The sequence below is a fragment of the Pseudomonas sp. B21-028 genome, from assembly GCF_024749045.1.
Classification (GTDB): Bacteria; Pseudomonadota; Gammaproteobacteria; order Pseudomonadales; family Pseudomonadaceae; genus Aquipseudomonas.
This window is the reverse complement of the sequence record NZ_CP087184.1, coordinates 788518-804992: the sequence shown is the minus strand read 5'-3', so window position 1 is coordinate 804992 and position 16475 is coordinate 788518. Positions and strand designations below refer to the sequence as shown.

Genomic DNA, 16475 nt, shown 5'->3' with positions numbered 1-16475 from the left:
GCCTTGTTCATGAACCTGCCTGGCCCGCTCTCGCCAGGAACCGCCCCTCCCTGCGTCCGTTCGCCTGTCCATCGCTGTAGCTCAGAACGCCGTTGATCCACACCCCATCAATGCCTTCGGCAGCACGCTGCGGCTCTATGAAATCCGCGACATCACGAACGGTGTGCGGATTGAACAACACCAGATCCGCCCAGTGCCCTTCACGAATTTCACCGCGCTCCTTCAAGCCGAAGCGTGCCGCGGAAAGACCGGTCATTTTGTGTACGGCGGTGTGCAACGGAAAAAGCCCGACGTCACGACTGAAGTGTCCCAGCACCCGTGGGAAAGCGCCCCACAAGCGTGGGTGGGGGAACGGGTCTTCGGGCAAACCATCGGAACCGATCATGGACAGCGGATGCGCGAGGATACGTCTTACATCAGTTTCGTCCATGCCGTAGTACACCGCGCCAGCCGGCTGCAAGCGTCTCGCCGCTTCCAGCAAGGGCACACCCCATTCGCTGGCAATGTCGACAAGGTCACGACCGCTCATCGCTGGATGAGGCGTCGACCACGTGATGGTGATGGGATGGGCATCGGTCACCTGCTTGAGATCCAGCGTCGACGAGCTTGCCGCGTAGGGGTAGCAGTCACAGCCGACCGGATGGTTTCTGGCGGCTTTCTCCAGGGCTGCGAGCACCTGCGGACTACGCCCCCAATTGCCGACACCGGCACATTTCAGGTGGGAAATAATCACCGGGCTCTGTGCATGACGGCCGATCTGGAAGGCCTCGTCCATGGCTTCGAGCACCGGTTCGAATTCGCTGCGCAGGTGAGTGGTGTAGACCGCGCCATAGGCATTCAACTCTTCGGTCAGTTGCATGACTTCATCGGTAGACGCTGAAAACGCGTTGGCATAGGCAAGGCCGGTGGACAAGCCCAACGCACCGTCCTCCAGGCTTTCGCGTAATTGCTGACGCATGGCGGCGATTTCTCCCACGCTGGCCGTGCGCAACAAATCGTCCATGTGGTTACTGCGCAACGCCGTGTGGCCCACTAGCGCGGCGACGTTGACTGCCGGAGCCGCTGCTTCAACCGCGCCACGATAATCGCTGAAGCGCGGGTAAACGAACGCCTGGGCGGTGCCGAGCAGGTTCATCGGGTCCGGCGGATCGCCCCGCAGGCACACCGGTGAAGCACTGATGCCGCAGTTGCCGACGATCACCGTGGTGACACCCTGGCTGAGCTTGGGCAGCATTTGCGGTTGGCGGATGACCATCGTGTCGTCGTGGGTGTGCACGTCGATGAATCCCGGCGCCAGCACGCGGCCAGCAGCGTCGACGTCGGCAATCGCCCGGGCCGCGCCGAGGTCGCCGATGCGCTCGATGCGCCCGGCACGAATCGCCACATCGGCGGTGTAGCCGGGCGTGTCGCGGCCATCGATGACCCGCGCATTACGGATAAGGGTGTCGTACAGCATGTCAGTCTCCCAGCGGCAGGTCATCGTCGCCGCCGCGGTAGTCGTCCAGGGCGAGTTTGACTCGCCGCAGGCGCTCTTGGTTGTCTTCAGGGTTGGCGAGGGCGAGTTCGGTCGCGAGCACATCGATAGCCAGCAGCATGCCGTAGCGCGCCGCCGTGGGCTTGTAGATGAACGAGGTCTCGGCGCCTTGCAGGGGCAGCACGACGTCGGCCAGTCGGGCCAGCGGGGAGTCGGCCCGGGTGATTGCCAGGATCGCCGCGCCGTAACTGCGCGCCAGCTCAACGGCACCGAGCAGTTCCGGGGTGATGCCGCTGAGCGAACAAGCGATGAGCACATTCGCCTCGCTCAACGAGGTGGCGGTGATGCGCATCATCACCGGGTCCCGGCACACGGCAATCGGATAGCCGAAACGCACCAGCCGCACCTGCAACTCCTCACTGCACAACGCCGACCAGCCACCGAGCCCGAACGCATGAATCATGCGTGCCTTGCCGAGCATCCGCACCGCATCGGCGAACCGTGTTTCTTCGAATGCCGACAGATGCTGACGCAAGGTCGACTCGATATCGCCAACAATTTGCCCATAAAACGCCGATTGCTCGGGCGCGCCCGCCGGATCGAGAAACCGGCTGCCAACACCGCTGGCCTGGGCCAGTTGCAGGCGCAGATCCCGCAGGTCGCGACACCCGACGGTACGGGCGAAGCGTGACAGCGTGGCGCTGCTGACTTCGGCGCGGCGGGCCAGGTCGTCCAGACTGGCGGAGGCGGCAAATCCTACGTCGTCGAGCATCAGCCTGGCGATTCTTCCTTCGCCGGCGCTGAAGGAATCCTGACGGACGCGAATCTGGTAGAGGATGTCCATGACGGCTCCTGTGTGGTTGCCTTGTACTCAGAGCAAACGCGCGAGCCCAAGGGTCAGGCCGAAGGCGACCAAAGAGATCAGCGTTTCCAGCACGGTCCAGGTCTTGAAGGTTTGGGCAACGGTCATGTTGAAATATTCCTTGATCAGCCAGAAACCGCCGTCGTTGACGTGTGAAAAGATAACCGACCCGGCCCCGGTTGCCAGCACCAGCAACTCGGGATGGGGATAGCCCAGGCCGATCGCCACGGGCGCGACAATGCCCGAGGCGGTCGTCATCGCCACGGTGGCCGAGCCGGTGGCGATACGCATCAACGCGGCGAACAGCCAGCCCATGACCAGGGGCGACAATTGGAATTCCTGGGCCAGCCCGACGATCTGCTGCGTGACCCCGGCGTCCACCAGGATCCGGTTCAAACCGCCCCCGGCCCCCACCAGCAACGTAATGCTGGCAGTGGGTGCCAGGCACTCGTTGGTGAACTTGAGGATCGACTCACGGTTGAAGCCCTGGGCCAGGCCGAGGGTCCAGAAGCTGAGGACAGTGGCCAGCAACAGTGCAATCACCGAGTTGCCGATGAACAGCAGGAACTGGTTGAAGCCGCTTCCCGGCGTAGAGATCAGGTTGGCCCAGCCACCGATCAGCATCAGGATCACCGGCAGCAGGATAGTCCCCAGGGTGATGCCGAAACCGGGCAACCTGGCGCGAGGTTCGCGCTCGAGAAACTGTCGCTCCAACGGGTTCTCTGCCGGTAACTGGATGCGCGGAACGATGAATTTTGCATACAGCGGGCCCGCGATGATCGCGGTGGGGATGCCAATCAGGATCGCGTACAGCAAGGTCTGTCCCACCGAGGCCTGGAACGCCTGTACCGCCAGCATCGCGGCCGGATGCGGCGGCACCAGGGCATGGACCACCGACAGCCCCGCGACCATCGGCAGCCCCACCATCAGGATCGACACGCCCACGCGCCGGGCGATGGTAAACGCGATGGGCACCAGCAGCACAAAGCCGACTTCGAAGAACAACGGCAGGCCGACCAGAAAGGCGATGCACACCATCGCCCAATGGGCGTTCCGCTCGCCGAAGCGCTCGATCAGGGTCTGTGCCATCCGCTCCGCACCGCCGGACTCGGCCATCATCTTGCCGAGCATCGTACCCAGGGCCACCACCAGCGCAATGTGCCCCAGTGTCTTGCCTACACCGGCCTCATAGGCACCCACCACGCCCGACGGCGGCATGCCCGCCAACAGCGCGAGGCCGATGGAGACCAAGGTGATCACGATGAACGGATTGAGCCGGTAGCGGGCGATCAGGACGATCAGCGCGATGATGGCAATGGCCGCGTAGACCAATAGCCAATAACCGAAAGCAGGTGCCATGCGGTACTCCTTGAACAGGGTCACGTCTATGAGTTGTGAAACTCATAAATCATTTCAAGGAATGATCTTCAAACACTTTGAAAATAACTTTCGTACCTGGATAAGAAACGTCGCTAACGGACATCGCGAAGCAGCCCCCATGAAAATCCACTGCAGAACTTTCATGCCTGTGGGAGCAAAGTTTGCTCGCGACAGCGGCAGACCAGCCAATGCCCTTGTTGACTGGATTGTCCGGATCGCGAGCAAGCTTTGCTCCCACAGGCCCACTGTTCCTCCGCCCGGCAATTGCGTACCATCCTTCTGCTTTTTGCACCACGTCCCCCGGCAGCCGACTCCCAACCGGCGCCCAGTCAGGTAAACCATGAAACCAGCACGCCTTCGCGCCGACGTCCTCGCCGGCCTCACCACGTCTTTTGCCTTGCTCCCCGAATGTATCGCCTTCGCCCTGGTGGCCCACCTCAACCCGCTGATGGGGTTGTATGGCGCTTTCATCATCTGCACCCTGACCGCACTGTTTGGCGGACGGCCCGGTATGGTGTCGGGCGCGGCGGGGTCGATGGCGGTAGTGATTGTCGCGCTGGTGGTTCAGCACGGCGTGCAGTACCTGCTGGCCACGGTGTTGCTGGGTGGGCTGATCATGGTGGCTTTCGGACTGTTACGGCTGGGCAAGCTGGTGCGCATGGTGCCGCACCCGGTGATGCTCGGCTTCGTCAACGGCCTGGCGATTGTCATTGCGCTGGCCCAACTGGAGCATTTCAAGAACGGCGAAACCTGGCTCAGTGGCGCACCGCTGTACTGGATGACGGGCCTGGTGGCGCTGACCATGGCCGTTGTCTACCTGCTGCCACGCCTTACCCGTAGCGTGCCGCCGGCCCTGGTGGCGATTCTCGGTGTCGGCCTGGCGGTCTACCTGCTCGGCCTGCCGACCCGCACGCTGGGCGACATGGCGCACATCGCCGGCGGCTTACCTGACTTCGCCCTACCGGACATCCCCTGGAACCTGGACACCCTGCAGATCGTGGCACCCTATGCGGTGATCATGGCGATGGTCGGTTTGCTGGAAACCCTGCTGACCCTGAACCTGACCGATGAAATCACCGAAAGCCGCGGTTACCCGGACCGCGAGTGCGTGGCGCTCGGCGCGGCGAATATCGCCTCCGGCCTGTTCGGCGGCATGGGCGGTTGCGCGATGATCGGCCAGACGGTGATCAACCTCAGCTCTGGCGGTCGCGGCCGATTGTCCGGCGCGGTGGCCGGGGTGATGGTGTTGCTGTTCATCTTGTTCCTGTCGCCCCTGATCGAGCGCATCCCGCTCGCTGCGCTGGTGGGCGTGATGTTCGTAGTGGCGCAGCAGACCTTTGCCTGGGCCTCGCTGCGGGTGATCAACAAAGTGCCGGCGAATGATGTGCTGGTCATCATCGCCGTGACCGTCATCACTGTGTTCACCGACCTGGCCGTGGCAGTGCTGTGCGGCATCATCGTCGCGGCGCTCAACTTCGCCTGGCAACAGGCCCGGGAGCTCTACGCCGACACCCATCTGGAGGCCGACGGCAGCAAACTCTATCGCCTGCACGGCACGCTGTTCTTCGCCTCGACCACACCGTTTCTCAACCAGTTCGACCCGGCGAATGATCCGATTCAGGTGACCCTGGACTGCCGTCACCTGAGCTTCGTCGACTACTCGGCCATCGCCGCGTTGAAGACCCTGCGCGAGCGATATAGCAAGGCCGACAAGCACCTGCGGGTGTTCCACCTCTCGGAGCGCTGCAAACAGATGCTCAAGCGCGCCGACGTGCATCACGACTGAAAAAACTGTGGGAGCGGGCTTGCTCGCGATGGCGGTGTATCAGCCAGCTCAATATTGACTGACCTGACGCTATCGCGAGCAGGCTCGCTCCCACAGGGGCATTGTGTTGGGCCGGGAAATTGGCCGGCGTTGCGCACCAGCCATTGACTGATGCCCGCGGTGGCGATGGAAACGCCGGTGGAGCGGGTATCGAAGACTGATCCTTGGCGAACCAGTCCCACATTGCCCAAATCACTCTTGCCTTGAAGTCATGAATCAGTCTGCAGATCCCGCGGGGCGTATTCGGCGAGTTTTTCCTGGATGAAGTCCAGGAAACACTGGATGCGCAACGCCAGTTGAGAGTTGCGGTAGTAGACCGCGTTGATCGGCTGGCGGTATCCGCTGTTGGCCTCGGCCAGCAGCACCTTCAATCGGCCGGCACGGATGTCGTCGCGGGTCATGAAGTCCGACAGGCAGGCGATGCCCTGCCCTTGCAGCGCCAGGTGGCGCACCGTTTCGCCACTGGACGCGCTGATGGCCGCCTGGATGGGCCAGCGGTCACCGTGAAGATGGCGCAGGGGCCATTGGTTGAGGCCATCGTTCTGGGCAAACCCCAGCAATACATGCTCCGCCAGTTCGGCGACGGTTGACGGCGTACCGTGCCGCTCCAGGTAGGCGGGGCTGGCCAGGATGTGCAACGGACTGCAACCCAGGGAGCGGGCATGCAGCGTCGAATCGGTGAGGGCGCCGATGCGGATAGCGACGTCGGTGCTCTGCTCCAGCAAATCAATGATCAGATCATTACTGTTGAGCTCAAGCTGGATGTCCGGGTAGAGCCTGCGGAACTCATCGATGTGCGGCACGATGGCATGCAGCATGAACGGCGACGCGGCGTTGATCCGCAACCGCCCCGAAGGCTTTTGCTGGCGGGAGGACAAGCGCTCCTCCAACGCCTCCAACTGGTCGAGAATGCCTTTGGCCTGTTCGAAGAAATACCGGCCCTCCTCGGTCAAATCCATGCGCCGGGTGGTGCGGTTGATCAGCGTGGTGCCGAGCTTGGCTTCCAGTCGGGACAGCGTGCGGCTGACCGCCGAGGGCGTCTGCCCGACCTGCTCGGCGGCGGCGGAGATCGACCCGCATTCGATCACGCAGACGAATATCTGCAACTCGTCGGATCTGGCTTTCACAAATATTCCTGTCGATTGTTCTCTTGTGGCGAGGGGATTTATCCCCGCTGGGCCGCGAAGCGGACCTTGAGTCAACACGCGATGTGCCTGGATGGCCGCGTTATCAACTTCGGCGCCTGCTTCGCAGGCGAGCGGGGATAAATCCCCTCGCCACAAAATAGTAGCCGCATGTGCGCTGAAATATCATGCCTCCAGGCCTAACACCTCGATCAAATGCTGTTCATACCGCGCCACATCGGCCTCGATGTTCGGGCGCTTCATCACGTCCACGCACAGGAAAGTCGGCAAGGCGATCATACCCAGGAACTGGTTGGCCTTGTGAAACGGAAAGTACACCGCGTCCACGCCCTTGCCTTCGAAGAAGTCGGTCGGATCCTCGAAGGCCTGCTGCGGGGCGTTCCAGGTCAGCGACAACATGTATTGCTTGCCCTGCACCAGGCCACCGCTGCCGTACTTCTGCGAGGCATCGGAGCGGGTACGGCCGTCACTGGCATAGAGACTGCCGTGACCTTCGGTGAACACTTCGTCGATGTACTTCTTCACGGTCCATGGCGCGCCCATCCACCAGCCCGGCATCTGATAGATGACGACATCGGCCCAGAGGAACTTGGCGACCTCTTCCTTGATGTCGTAACCACCGTCAATGAACGTGCTTTTGACGTCCAGGCCACCACGGTCCAGCACACTGAGGGCCGTGTCGTGGAGGGTCGCGTTATAGCGGCCGTCGGAATGAGCGAACTGTTTACCACCGTTGAGCAGCAGGACTTTTTTCATGGGGTAGCCTCATCGGGTTCCACGGCGAGCACCGTCTAAGGGCTGCCGAAAGGAGGTTGAAATGATGGGGGCAGACTACCGATGAGCCGCACGCGGAATAAGCGCTGCAACGACAAAACTGATTTGACCTATAAGCACGAATCAACAGCCGATTGTTGCCGTAGGATTCAACTCACTGTCACTCAGGAGACTCGCGATGAGCGAACTGCACGGTTTCATCCTCCACGCCAAGACCCGTCCGGAAAAAGCCGAAGCCTTCGAAGCACTGTTTCGTGCCTACGTCGAACCAAGTCGCGCCGAACCGGGCTGCATCGAATATCACATGCTGCGCGACCAAGAGGACCCGACGCTGTTTATCTTCTATGAAATCTGGCAATCCCAGGCCCACCTGGACGTGCATTCAAATCTGCCGCACATGAAGCAGTTCTTCGAGCAACGCATGGATTACCTGGAGCGCGACTTCGAGATCCGCCGCGTCGAGATGCTGAGTGCGCCGTCTAGCCGCTGATTAGCAAGTGAACGCCGAGCCCGCCAAGGCCGATGAAGAACACCCGCCGAAACAGCACGGCGCTGATCCGCTGGCGCAACCACTGCCCCAGCCACATCCCCAACAGCGCCGGCACCAAGGCCAGCAGCGATGCGCTCAGTTCCCCCCCGCCCAGGGCGCCGCGCCACAACAGGCCGGCCGCCAGGGCCAGCGTCGAAACGGTGAAAGACAGACCCAGGGCCTGCACCAACTCGTCCTTGCTCAAGCCCAATGCTTGCAGGTAAGGCACCGCCGGAATGACAAACACCCCCGTGGCGGACGTGATGACGCCGGTCAGCAGCCCGCAGAGCGGGGCGAGCCAGGGCTCAACATGGCCGCCGACCCGGAGCGTCGGCAGCGCCAGCCCACTCAGGGCATACACTAATAGTGCGCCGCCCAAGGCCCGCACCACCCAAGGCCCGCCGGCCATGCCGATCCACAAGGTGCCAAGGCCGGTGCCGATGAAAATCGCCAGCAGCAGCGGCCACAAGCGCCGGATCAAGGTAAGCAAGTGACCGCCGAAGGCCAGTTGCCAGAGATTGGTCAAGGTGGCCGGGATGATGAGCAATGCGGCAGCCTGCACCGGCGCCATAGCCAGCCCGAGCAACCCCATGGAAATGGTCGGCAGGCCGAGGCCGATCACCCCCTTGATCGTGCCGGCCAGCAGGAAAGTGGCGATGACCAGCAGGGATAGCGCTGGGCCCAGGTTCTGATAAAAAGCGATGAATGTGTTCATGGGCTATCCTGGGCCCAGGCGGGTGGTTTTGAAAATCTGCCATATACTTAGGCAGCCTCTTGTTCAGCAAGAGGCTGGAGACTTTGTGGGGCTATTGACGCCATCGCGAGCAGGCTCGCTCCCACAGGGTTTCGGGTGTACACAAATCTAGAGTCCACATCGGCCACTGTGGGAGCGAGCCTGCTCGCGAAGGCAATCCATCAGGCCCTACAAAACCCGGCACAGGCCCCATACCCATGCACTTCGACCTCACCGACCTGCGCCTCTACGTGAACATCCTCGACACCGGCAACATCACCGCCGGTGCAGCCCGCAGCCATCTGTCCCTGGCGGCGGCGAGTGCACGGGTCCGTGCCATGGAGGCGTCCCTGGGCACCGAACTGCTGGAACGCGGGCGCCGTGGCGTAACGCCCACAGCGGCCGGCAAGGCCCTGGCACAGCATGCCCGGGTATTGCTGCAACACGCGGAGCACTTGCAGCAGGATCTGGCGGAGTACGCCAAGGGGGTCAAAGGCCGGGTACGGCTGCTGTGCAACACCAGCGCCATGAGCGAATATCTGCCCGAGTTGCTGGCCACTTTCCTCAAGGACCATCCTAATCTCGACATCGACCTGCAGGAGCTGCCCAGCTCACGCATCACCCATGCCTTGCGCCAGGGCGCGGCAGACCTGGGTGTCGTCTCCGATGCAGTCGACACCGATGACCTTCAGACCCGGCCCTTTTGCAACGATCCGCTGGTACTGATCCTACCGTCCGAACACCCATTGGCCGACGGTCTCGTGGTGAGTTTCAGCGAGACCCTCAATCATGATTATGTCGGTCTGAACGCCTCCAGCGCCCTGGCGGTGTACCTCGAGGAGCAGGCCCTGCACACCGGGCTGCGCATGCGGATCCGCATTCGTGCCGACGGTTTCGATGGGGTGATTCGCATGGTGGCCCATGGCGCAGGTATCGCCATCGTGCCACGGGCCGCCATCGAACGTCGCCCCGCCGGACCATCGTATCGGTGCGTGCCGCTGCACGAGACCTGGGCACAACGGGCCCTGCTGTTGGCGGCGCGCAATTTCGAAGCGTTGCCGGCCTACGCCAAGGCTCTCGCCGTGCATCTGTCCGAGCATTGATTTGCGTTTCTGGGTAGCCCGATGTCGAGCACAGACAACTGGAGGACCGCAGACGTCTATAGGGTGCCTCTTCAGATTACGTCCAATGCCCGGAGTCCACATGACCGCACCTATCACCGTTCTGCGCGATACCCATCCGCTGCCCGTACTCGATGCCTGCAAATGGGAGAAGCTCGAAGGCGACCCGCACACCGTCAACCTCAACGCCTACACCAGCGAAGATGGCAGCAAAATCATGGGCACCTGGATCTGCACCCCGGGCAAATGGTACGTGGAGTACGTGAAGTGGGAATACTGCCACTTCCAGGAAGGCTACTGCATCATCACTCCGGAAGGCATGGAACCCATCCATTTGCGGGCCGGTGACATCTTTGTCATCGAGCCTGGGATGAAAGGCACCTGGGAAGTGGTTGAAACCGTGCGCAAATACTTCGTCTTTGCCTGACGCGGTTCGATACGCCTGCGGCCGATGCGCTGTGCTCGCCCGATGCGAACACAGCGCAGTGCCACAACCCGCTACACCGTGACGTTGACGACACTGATCCTGCCACTTCGATACGTCTCGAGTATCGGGTGGACACTGGACCGCGCCTCTCCCCCCGCCGTGAAAATCCCCACATATTCATCGACAGCACGTGTGGCGAGGACACTGAACTCACTCCCCCGCCACATTGATCCGTCTCGAGTTTATTGAGGCTTGCGATAGCTGTTAACGATGGCCGAGAAATCCTTGCCGCCCTCGCCCCTCTGGCTCATCGCCTGATACAACTGCTGCGCCACTGCGCCCAGCACTACCGGCTGGTGAACCTGCCTGGCGGCTTCAGTGGCCAGGCCCAGGTCCTTGAGCATCAGGTCGGCACCGAAACCACCGGTGTAGCCACGGGAGGCCGGTGCCGTTTCGATCACGCCCGGCCATGGGTTGTAGGTATCCGAACTCCAGCAACGTCCCGTGGAACTGTTGATGATGCCGGCCAGCACCTGGGTGTCGATCCCCAAGGCATCGCCCAGGGCCATGGCCTCGCTGACGCCCACCATCGAAATCCCCAGTAGCAGGTTGTTACAAATCTTGGCGATCTGGCCGGTGCCGACTTCGCCGCAATGAACGATGTTACGGCCCATTTGCGCCAACACCGGTTGCAAGGTGGCGAACAACTCGGCGGTGGCGCCGACCATGAAGGTCAGCGTGCCGGCCGCCGCGCCGCCAGTGCCACCGGAGACCGGCGCATCGGCCATCGCCACGCCTTGTTTGGCGGCAGCGGCAGCAACGTCGCGGGCGGTCTGCGGGTCGATGGTGCTGCAATCGACCGCTGGCGTACCGGCGGCAATGCCGGCCAGCACGCCGTCTTCACCCAGCCAGACACTGCGCACATGGGCAGCGGCCGGCAGCATGGTGATCACCAGCGCCGCGCCTTGGGCCGCATCGCGAGGCGAGGCGCTGACCGTGCCGCCCAACGCCGCAAGTTCGGCCAGCACGGTCTGGTTCAGGTCGAACAGGTTCAGCGAATGGCCGGCCTTGAGCAGGTTGCGCGCCATGGGCGCGCCCATGTTGCCCAGGCCGATAAATGCGATGTTCATGTCCGACTCCTTAGCGCAGGTTGATGGTGGTGTTCACACCGTCATTGACGCTGTCATCATCGAACCAGCGTGCGGTAACGGTCTTGGTCTGAGTGTAGAACTGCACCACCTGTTTGCCGTATGGACCCAGGTCACCGAGTTTCGAACCACGGGAGCCGGTGAAGCTGAAAAACGGCACCGGCACCGGAATCGGGATATTGATCCCCACCTGGCCAACGTCGATTTCACTCTGGAACTTGCGCGCCGCCGCGCCGCTCTGGGTGAACAGGCCAGTGCCATTGCCGAACGGGTTGGCGTTGACCAGGGCAATCGCCTCGTCGAGGGTGTCGACTTCCAGCACCACCAGCACCGGCCCGAAAATTTCCTCGGTGTAGATCCGCATGTCGGTGGTCACGCCGGAAAACAGCGTCGGCCCGACGAAGTTACCCTGCTCGAAGCCCGGCACGCTGACGCCCCGGCCATCGAGTTCCAGCTTCGCCCCCTGCTGCACGCCACTCTCGATCAATTCGAGGATCCGCGCCTTGGCCCGCTTGGAGATGACCGGACCGATGTCGGTGCCCGGCTCACTCCCGGCGTTGACCTTGAGCTTCTGCGCCAGCGCTTTCAGTTCCGGTAGCCATTGCCTGGCCGCGCCCACCATCACCACCACGGAGGTCGCCATGCAACGCTGGCCCGCCGCGCCGAAGCCGGCACCCACCAGGGCGTTGAGGGTCTGTTCGCGGTTGGCATCCGGCAGCACCACCGCGTGGTTCTTGGCGCCCATCATCGACTGCACGCGCTTGCCGTGCCGCCCCGCAAGGTCATACACATGGGTGCCGACCGCCGTCGAGCCGACAAACGAAACCGCCTTGATGTCTTTATGAGTGCAGAGCGCATCCACCACGTCTTTGCCACCATGCACCACGTTGAGCACGCCCGCCGGCACACCGGCTTCGACCGCCAGCTCGACCAGCAACATGGTCGACAGCGGATCCTGTTCCGATGGTTTGAGGACAAAGGTGTTGCCGCAGGTGATCGCCATGGGGAACATCCACAGCGGAATCATCGCCGGAAAGTTGAACGGCGTGATGCCCGCGCAAACACCGATCGGTTGGCGCAACGTGTAGGTGTCAACGCCACCGGCGACGTTCTCGGCAAACTCGCCCATCTGCAGGGTGCCGATGGAGCAGGCGTGCTCGACCACTTCCAGGCCACGGAAAATATCGCCCTCGGCATCCGCGAGGGTCTTTCCCTGCTCGGCGCTGAGCACGGCGGCGATGCGCTTGGAATGTTCGCGGATCAACGCCTGGAGCTTGAGCATGATGCGCATCCGCGCACCGATCGGCGTCAGCTTCCAGGTCTGGAAGGCACGTTGGGCAGCGGCAATGGCAGCGTCGACTTCCGAGGCGGTGGCGAATGGAACCTTCGCCAGCACCTGCTGGGTGGCCGGGTTGACGATGTCGTGCCATTCGCTGGAACGGGATTCAACCCACTCGCCGTCGATCAACAGTTTGACGGTCTGCAGGGTGGTGTCACTGGGCGTGAGGGAAACGTTCATGCTGGCCTCCGGGATTGTTCTTATAGAGAGCGTTGATTCAGCAGAAACCAAGGCGCAAAGACGCTCTTGGTGATGAGACGATTTTTGGAGTATAGATGTGCAAACTTCTAATAAGAACGCACATAAAAACCGGTCCATCATGCAAAAAAACATCACCTCCCTCGGTTCGCTGAACTGGGATGACCTCAAGTTTTTCCTGGAAGTGGCCCGCACCCGCAAGGCCAGCACCGCGGCCAAGCGCCTCGGCGTCGACTACACCACCGTGTCGCGACGCATCGGCTCGCTGGAAGCTTCATTGGGCACGCTGCTGTTCGAAAAATCCCGGACCAACGGCTTCGTACTGACCGCCGAAGGCCAACGCCTGCTGAGTTACGCTGAATCGATCGAAAGCACCCTGCACATGGCTTGCGAACAGGTGTCGGGATCGGGCGTCGCGTTGTCCGGTCATGTGCGCATGGGCTGCACGGAAGGCTTCGGCAGCTACTTCATCACGCCGCAGCTGAGCCACTTCGTCGACGCCTATCCAGCCATTTCGGTGGACATCCTGCCGCTGCCGCACTTCATCAGCCTCTCCAAGCGCGAAGCCGACATCGTCATCGCCCTGGAGCGCCCCGAACATGGCCCCTACGTATGTTGCAAACTGTGTGACTACCGGCTACAGCTCTATGCCACCCAGCCCTACCTGGACAGCCATCCGCCCATCCATCGTCCGTCCGATCTGAGCAAGCATTCGTTCATCAGCTACGTGGATGATCTGGCCTTCAGTTCGGAGTTGCTCTACCTCGCAAACGTGCTGCCCGACGCCAGCGCCCACCTGCGCAGCACCAGCGTGATCGCGCAGTTCGTGGCGGCGCAGCAAGGACGTTCACTGGCGATTCTGCCGTGCTTCCTCGCCGCCCAGGATCCACGGTTGCTGCCAGTACTGCCGGAGGACATCACCATCACCCGGCAGTTCTGGATGTACTGCCGGGAGGATCTGCGCAAGCTCAAGCGGATTACGTTGTTGTGGGATTACATCAGAGACGTGACTGAACAGAATCAGGCGCTGCTGATGGGCGAGAGCCGGGAGATGCTGTTTGCCGATTAGTCGGCAATGACCACGATGGCCACGCGACGGTTCTCCGTCCGGCCTTCGACCGTGTCGTTGGAGGCGACCGGTTTGCTGCTGCCCAGTCCACGGGATTGAACGTTTTCTTCGCGCATGCCAACACCGATCAGCACCTTGCTCACGCTATAGGCCCGACGTATCGACAGTTGATCGTTATAGGCCTGGGAACCCGATGCGTCGGTATGACCATCGACGCGTACCCGTTCGATTCCAGCGCCCAGCAGCGCCTTGCCGATTCGCTCGACGATCTCGGTGCTGGCTTCATTCAGGCTTTCTACGTCGCTGCCAAACAGCACCTTGCCCGACAGGCCGAACGCCCAACCCTCCTCGGTCAGTTTGAATCCTTGCTCCTTGAGCACGGCAATCTGCGCAGGCGTCAAGCCTTTGGGCGGGGCCGTCTGGCAACCGCTCAGGGCCAGGACGGTCATGAACAGAAATGAAATGAACAGTTGCAGGACAGATTGAGGGTATGAACGCACGCGTCAGCTCCTGGTTTTGAAGTTAAACAACGGGATGCTCCGTCCCCGTCGAATGTTGGCCGCCTCGGGCAAGGCGCTTGGCCTGGTACATCGCTGCGTCGGCGGCATGCAGCAAAGCGCCCGGAGTGGCGCCATGATCGGGATAGACCGCAATGCCGACACTGAGTGAAGTCAGCACAGAGGCATTGCCGGGCAATTGAATTGGTATTTCCATACTGGCGATGATCTTCTCAGCGATCCGTTCGGCGTCCTCGATCTTGTGCAACGGTGCAAGCAGCACCGCGAACTCGTCACCCCCAAGGCGCGCCACCAGGTCATCCTCGCGAAGCTGGGCGCGGACCCGGGTCGCCACCGCCGTCAATACGGCATCGCCGGCAGCGTGACCGAAGTTGTCATTGATGCCTTTGAACCGATCACTGTCCAGGTACAACACCGCCACCTGCTCGTCGAGTTTGCTGGCATTGCGCAAGGCACGAATCAGCCGGCCTTCGAAAAACGCCCGGTTCGGCAGTCCGGTCAGGCTGTCGTGGCTGGCTTGATGGGCCAGGGTCTCGTTCTCGCTCTGCAGATGGGTCTGCCAGGATTCGAGCTCGGCGAGCAGCGCGTTGAAGTCGTTGCCCAGGTTATCCAGTTCGGCAATGGCAGCCGGCGGGACTCGTCGATCCAGGGCTCGTTCGCAGCGGGCGGCGTGGGCCACGTCCGCCAGACTGCGCAGGGGGCCGGTGATCGCCCGCAACTGGCGCCGGGCCAGGTACAACGCCACCCAGGCACTCACCGCCGTGCACACGATGATCCCCGCCAGGCCGCTGAGCAAAAAACGCAACAGGCTGCCGCCATGCCCCGCCAGGTGGACACTGCCAATGGCCTGCCCCTGATGAAGGATCGGCACGCTGATGGGCTTTTCCAGGAATGCCTTGGCGATGTGCATCTCCAACCCCGACAACAAACCGGTTTCCGGTCGCTGCCAATGCGCCAACAGACGGCCATCCTCGTTGAATACCCGCGCATCGGCGACCTCTTCGGTGGTGGCAATCAATGCCAGCGCCTCGGTGGCGGCCACCGAGTCATCGAACACCACGGCCGCCTCCACGGTGTAGTTGATCGACCGTGCGATCAAGTGCAGGTTGTGATCGGCATAAACCCGTAATGCAAGCACTCCCAACAAAGTCAGGGACACACTGGCCATGGTCACCGCCACCAGTGCAACGATCAGATGGCCGCGGCCGATGACCGAGCCCAGGGTGGGACGGATACGCGAGGCTGGCAGACTCATGGCGCTGCTGACCTGCGACGTGAAAGCTGCAGGACACTCGGATGGATGCGTACGCCACTGCGCGCGACCGAATCGAGGTTGACCTCGAACGCCACCTGTTCATCGCCCACCCGCAAACAGAACAGGCTGCCCACGGTGCACTGGTCACCGCCTTCGCTGATGCTCAATACCGGTTTGCCGATCAAGGAGGCAAACAGTTGGGTGTGTTCATCGGCGGTCAGTCTGCCAACGTAGACCGCGTTGCATTCATCGGCGATGCCAGGGTAATCCGCCAGCAAACGCCGCACGTTCACCGTTCGGCCAGTGGACTGGGTGGTGCCGTTGACCAGATCGTCGGTGTATTGGGTCGGCCCGACAATGCAAAGCTGCAGTTGGGTAGGCTCTATGGGCCAGCGGGCGTAGCTGAGAATGCCCAATACGACCTGGGTCACCGCCTCGGCCCGCATCTGCGCGTGACCTGTAGGCTCCTGGCTTTCTGCAACCAGGACAGGCGACAGCAAACACAAAAAACTGGCGAGCAGATAATGCCTCCAGTCCTTGGCGCGCAGTGCTTGCCGAACAGCTCCACCCATGGAAACTCTCTTGATCGGTCCAGTAAATGTCGGAACGATAGCACAGTGCCAAAAAGCCAGCGAGACAACGCCTTACGGTGGCTTCCGACAAAAAGTCGCCGCCATT

General features: G+C 62.0%; 16 protein-coding genes. 5 read left to right on the top strand and 11 right to left on the bottom strand.

The annotated features are described in order from the left end of the window. Positions 1 to 7: 7 nt before the first annotated feature. From LOY35_RS03520 to LOY35_RS03510, 3 genes are read right to left on the bottom strand one after another with little or no spacing between them, the layout of a single operon-like run. Entirely contained in the window at positions 8 to 1456 is a 1449-nt protein-coding gene (locus tag LOY35_RS03520) for a D-aminoacylase (protein ID WP_258630700.1), read from the bottom strand. Between the two features lies 1 nt (position 1457). Next, positions 1458 to 2318: a MurR/RpiR family transcriptional regulator gene (locus LOY35_RS03515; RefSeq protein WP_258630699.1), complete on the bottom strand. Its 861-nt coding sequence runs from the start codon at positions 2316 to 2318 to the stop codon at positions 1458 to 1460. Positions 2319 to 2345: 27 nt separating this feature from the next. After that, positions 2346 to 3695 (bottom strand): GntP family permease, encoded by a 1350-nt coding sequence (locus LOY35_RS03510; protein WP_258630697.1) that lies wholly within the window; start codon positions 3693 to 3695, stop codon positions 2346 to 2348. Positions 3696 to 4056: 361 nt separating this feature from the next. Here LOY35_RS03510 and LOY35_RS03505 point away from each other — a divergent pair, with 361 nt between their 5' ends. Continuing rightward, entirely contained in the window at positions 4057 to 5502 is a 1446-nt protein-coding gene (locus tag LOY35_RS03505) for a SulP family inorganic anion transporter (RefSeq protein ID WP_258630695.1), read from the top strand. A 248-nt stretch (positions 5503 to 5750) separates the two neighbouring features. Here the strand turns inward: LOY35_RS03505 and LOY35_RS03500 are convergent, their stop codons facing one another. After that, positions 5751 to 6668 (bottom strand): LysR family transcriptional regulator, encoded by a 918-nt coding sequence (locus tag LOY35_RS03500; protein ID WP_258630694.1) that lies wholly within the window; start codon positions 6666 to 6668, stop codon positions 5751 to 5753. 183 nt (positions 6669 to 6851) lie between these two features. After that, the gene (locus tag LOY35_RS03495) at positions 6852 to 7442 is read right to left on the bottom strand and encodes an NAD(P)H-dependent oxidoreductase (RefSeq protein ID WP_258630692.1); all 591 of its coding nucleotides are present in this window, start codon (positions 7440 to 7442) and stop codon (positions 6852 to 6854) included. Between the two features lie 196 nt (positions 7443 to 7638). Here LOY35_RS03495 and LOY35_RS03490 point away from each other — a divergent pair, with 196 nt between their 5' ends. Beyond that, a complete protein-coding gene (locus LOY35_RS03490) occupies positions 7639 to 7950 on the top strand; it encodes a putative quinol monooxygenase (RefSeq protein WP_258630690.1) in 312 nt (103 codons plus the stop codon). Here the strand turns inward: LOY35_RS03490 and LOY35_RS03485 are convergent. After that, complete coding sequence (locus tag LOY35_RS03485) at positions 7940 to 8704, bottom strand: sulfite exporter TauE/SafE family protein (RefSeq protein WP_258630688.1); 765 nt, start codon at positions 8702 to 8704, stop codon at positions 7940 to 7942. The genes LOY35_RS03490 and LOY35_RS03485 overlap by 11 nt on opposite strands. Before the next feature lie 236 nt (positions 8705 to 8940). Between LOY35_RS03485 and LOY35_RS03480 the strand changes: the two genes are divergently transcribed. Both LOY35_RS03480 and LOY35_RS03475 read left to right on the top strand, forming a co-directional pair. After that, positions 8941 to 9825, top strand: a complete 885-nt coding sequence (locus LOY35_RS03480) for a LysR family transcriptional regulator (RefSeq protein WP_258630686.1) — start codon at positions 8941 to 8943, stop codon at positions 9823 to 9825. A 100-nt stretch (positions 9826 to 9925) separates the two neighbouring features. Continuing rightward, on the top strand, positions 9926 to 10270 hold the full coding sequence (locus LOY35_RS03475) for a cupin domain-containing protein (RefSeq protein WP_024781087.1): 345 nt from the start codon (positions 9926 to 9928) through the stop codon (positions 10268 to 10270). Positions 10271 to 10512: 242 nt separating this feature from the next. Here LOY35_RS03475 and mmsB read toward each other — a convergent pair whose 3' ends face one another. Together mmsB and LOY35_RS03465 are read right to left on the bottom strand one after the other, a co-directional pair. Beyond that, positions 10513 to 11400 carry a 3-hydroxyisobutyrate dehydrogenase gene (gene mmsB, locus LOY35_RS03470; protein WP_258630684.1) on the bottom strand — a complete coding sequence of 296 codons (888 nt, stop codon included), beginning with the start codon at positions 11398 to 11400 and terminating at the stop codon, positions 10513 to 10515. 10 nt (positions 11401 to 11410) lie between these two features. Continuing rightward, positions 11411 to 12937, bottom strand: a complete 1527-nt coding sequence (locus LOY35_RS03465) for a CoA-acylating methylmalonate-semialdehyde dehydrogenase (protein ID WP_258630682.1) — start codon at positions 12935 to 12937, stop codon at positions 11411 to 11413. A gap of 139 nt (positions 12938 to 13076) precedes the next feature. On the opposite strand from LOY35_RS03465, the gene LOY35_RS03460 reads away from it, so the two are divergent. After that, complete coding sequence (locus LOY35_RS03460) at positions 13077 to 14024, top strand: LysR family transcriptional regulator (RefSeq protein ID WP_258630679.1); 948 nt, start codon at positions 13077 to 13079, stop codon at positions 14022 to 14024. Here LOY35_RS03460 and LOY35_RS03455 read toward each other — a convergent pair. The 3 genes from LOY35_RS03455 to LOY35_RS03445 all read right to left on the bottom strand — a co-directional run bounded on the left by LOY35_RS03455 (position 14021) and on the right by LOY35_RS03445 (position 16369). After that, complete coding sequence (locus tag LOY35_RS03455; RefSeq protein ID WP_258633468.1) at positions 14021 to 14473, bottom strand: OmpA family protein; 453 nt, start codon at positions 14471 to 14473, stop codon at positions 14021 to 14023. The two genes, LOY35_RS03460 and LOY35_RS03455, sit on opposite strands and share 4 nt — an antisense overlap. Positions 14474 to 14546: 73 nt before the next feature. Next, entirely contained in the window at positions 14547 to 15797 is a 1251-nt protein-coding gene (locus LOY35_RS03450; protein ID WP_258630678.1) for a diguanylate cyclase domain-containing protein, read from the bottom strand. Continuing rightward, positions 15794 to 16369, bottom strand: a complete 576-nt coding sequence (locus LOY35_RS03445; protein WP_258630676.1) for a YfiR family protein — start codon at positions 16367 to 16369, stop codon at positions 15794 to 15796. The genes LOY35_RS03450 and LOY35_RS03445 overlap by 4 nt, the downstream gene beginning before the upstream one ends. Positions 16370 to 16475 lie beyond the last annotated feature (106 nt).

What these genes read in the sequence shown, in the direction of transcription:
- LOY35_RS03520 (WP_258630700.1), bottom strand. Translation starts at nt 1,456, where the DNA reads ATGCTGTACGACACCCTTATCCGTAATGCGCGGGTCATCGATGGCCGC.
- LOY35_RS03515 (WP_258630699.1), bottom strand. Translation starts at nt 2,318, where the DNA reads ATGGACATCCTCTACCAGATTCGCGTCCGTCAGGATTCCTTCAGCGCC.
- LOY35_RS03510 (WP_258630697.1), bottom strand. Translation starts at nt 3,695, where the DNA reads ATGGCACCTGCTTTCGGTTATTGGCTATTGGTCTACGCGGCCATTGCC.
- LOY35_RS03505 (WP_258630695.1), top strand. Translation starts at nt 4,057, where the DNA reads ATGAAACCAGCACGCCTTCGCGCCGACGTCCTCGCCGGCCTCACCACG.
- LOY35_RS03495 (WP_258630692.1), bottom strand. Translation starts at nt 7,442, where the DNA reads ATGAAAAAAGTCCTGCTGCTCAACGGTGGTAAACAGTTCGCTCATTCC.
- LOY35_RS03490 (WP_258630690.1), top strand. Translation starts at nt 7,639, where the DNA reads ATGAGCGAACTGCACGGTTTCATCCTCCACGCCAAGACCCGTCCGGAA.
- LOY35_RS03485 (WP_258630688.1), bottom strand. Translation starts at nt 8,704, where the DNA reads ATGAACACATTCATCGCTTTTTATCAGAACCTGGGCCCAGCGCTATCC.
- LOY35_RS03480 (WP_258630686.1), top strand. Translation starts at nt 8,941, where the DNA reads ATGCACTTCGACCTCACCGACCTGCGCCTCTACGTGAACATCCTCGAC.
- LOY35_RS03475 (WP_024781087.1), top strand. Translation starts at nt 9,926, where the DNA reads ATGACCGCACCTATCACCGTTCTGCGCGATACCCATCCGCTGCCCGTA.
- mmsB (WP_258630684.1), bottom strand. Translation starts at nt 11,400, where the DNA reads ATGAACATCGCATTTATCGGCCTGGGCAACATGGGCGCGCCCATGGCG.
- LOY35_RS03465 (WP_258630682.1), bottom strand. Translation starts at nt 12,937, where the DNA reads ATGAACGTTTCCCTCACGCCCAGTGACACCACCCTGCAGACCGTCAAA.
- LOY35_RS03460 (WP_258630679.1), top strand. Translation starts at nt 13,077, where the DNA reads ATGCAAAAAAACATCACCTCCCTCGGTTCGCTGAACTGGGATGACCTC.
- LOY35_RS03455 (WP_258633468.1), bottom strand. Translation starts at nt 14,473, where the DNA reads ATGACCGTCCTGGCCCTGAGCGGTTGCCAGACGGCCCCGCCCAAAGGC.
- LOY35_RS03450 (WP_258630678.1), bottom strand. Translation starts at nt 15,797, where the DNA reads ATGAGTCTGCCAGCCTCGCGTATCCGTCCCACCCTGGGCTCGGTCATC.
- LOY35_RS03445 (WP_258630676.1), bottom strand. Translation starts at nt 16,369, where the DNA reads ATGGGTGGAGCTGTTCGGCAAGCACTGCGCGCCAAGGACTGGAGGCAT.